Origin of the sequence: Vibrio sp. Vb1337, assembly GCF_033338715.1 — a bacterium.
Classification (GTDB): domain Bacteria; phylum Pseudomonadota; class Gammaproteobacteria; order Enterobacterales; family Vibrionaceae; genus Vibrio; species Vibrio alginolyticus.
Genome location: NZ_JAWOTD010000061.1, coordinates 1 through 1,823 on the forward strand (window position 1 = coordinate 1; position 1,823 = coordinate 1,823).

General features: G+C 47.9%; 1 protein-coding gene. It reads right to left on the reverse strand.

Annotated elements, in window-relative coordinates; genetic code table 11:
* Positions 1 to 1,717, reverse strand: a 1,717-nt coding sequence (locus tag R7E42_RS23810) for a diguanylate cyclase domain-containing protein (RefSeq protein WP_318073061.1), incomplete at its 3' end; no start/stop codon positions are given.
* Between the last annotated feature and the right edge of the window lie 106 nt (positions 1,718 to 1,823).

Consider the following 1,823-nt stretch of genomic DNA (forward strand, 5'->3'; position numbering starts at 1 on the left):
GCTTCGCGTAGCTCAGAGCAATGCTGGCATTGCGTAGCCAAAGCGGCATGTTCTCACCATGCTTGGTTTGCACAATCCCTAGTGAGATCTTCATCACCACGCTTTCACCTTCAACCATAAATGGTGCTGCGAACAGTTGTTGTAGGCGACGTTCTGTTAAACGGATGTCTTCGTCTTTATCCATATCTGGCATAAACAGAGCGAACTCATCGCCACCAATTCGGGCCAGCATGGTGTTGTCTGGGAATTGTTGCTTCAGCCTTTCTGCGATGCTAACCAACAGCTGATCACCATTGTGGTGTCCCACGCTGTCGTTGATATCTCTAAATTTGTTGATCCCCAATAAGAACAAACTACCGTGACACAAATTGGGTTTGTTTTCGCAGATTTCGATTAATCCTTGGCGGCTGTAGAGTCGAGTTAATGAGTCATACACCAGCTGATCGCGCAGCGCCTTAAATGAGGCTTTGAGGTTGCTGGCCATTTCATTAAAGGCTTTTGCGAGCACGGTCGTTTCGTACACACGGCCAGGTTGGGGCATTGAGCTATCCCAATCGCCATTTGCTAGGTGTTGAGCCGCATCGGCAGTGGCGTTGATTGGGCGAGTCACACGTTCGAAGATGACCCAACTAAAGCCGATACCAAACAAGCTGACGACGATACCAACGATCCAGCTTTTCTCTTGGCTTTTCGGTAAGAGGCCAAGCAAATCAGATTCCGAGATAGAAGTGCCGATGAACCAAGTTAGACCGTTTGGATCGTAGTAGGGCGTGATGCGGCTAAAAATACGTTGGCCGCTGTGGTCAAACTCAAACGTGTACGGTTGGTCTGTATGGTACAAGTCAAAACCACGCACGCGGGAGGCGCTGATTTTGATGATCGGGTCTGCGCTTTCAGAGGCGAACAAGCGTTGGCCTTTATCCGAAAACTTTGTGCCCCAAGACACCACGCTGCCAGGGCCAGGATGTGCCACTAATCCGTGTTCTTGGTCCATGATAAAGACCGATGCTTTGGTGTTCTTCTTAATGACGCGTAGAAACTCGTTGAAGGTATTGATACGAATGTCCGTCACCAATACGCCCGCAAATTCTTGGTGTTCGTACACCGGTGTCATAGCAGATAAGGTGATGTCTTGGCGCTCATCCGCATTGGTGTAGATTTTTGACCACATCGGTTTTTCGTCTTTGGCGACGGGTTTATACCAAGGACGAGTTCTTGGGTCGTAAGGCGTGATGACAGTACGAATATCGTTACTGACATGATCTGTGCCGTAGATGATTAACTTACCATCGGTGTATTTATCTTGAACCATCAAGGTGTAATCGTCGGAGATCTCGCGACGAAAACCCGCGAAATCGCCAGTTTCCGAACCAAAAGCAATCACGTCCAGCTGCGGAATAGAACGGTATAGGTTCTGAAACGCGCTGAATAAGTAGGCTTGGACATCTCGCGTATCATGGGGATGGTACAGGTTGTGATAACTCACGTTATGAGCAAGCGTCATCACTGCCGTAAACGGCTTCCGCAGATAACTATTGAGGTGGTCGTAGACACTTTCGGTCAACACCGACAGCTGTTTATCGCTGATGTCGGTCACCACCTCTTCATAGCTTTGTTTTTGGACGTAGACAATCACACCGATAGCCAGTAAGAAAATCATCACAAAAGGGATGAGTACAGCGGTACGTAGTGTAATTTGAGTCTTTGCAGTAGACATTGCCTAGTCACATTAGGGATGGTTCACCTTAATTGTACTGACATTTCTGTTAATATCGAGCGCTAAGCACTCTCATTGTTAACTCACTGCTTAAGTGACGGTCAGT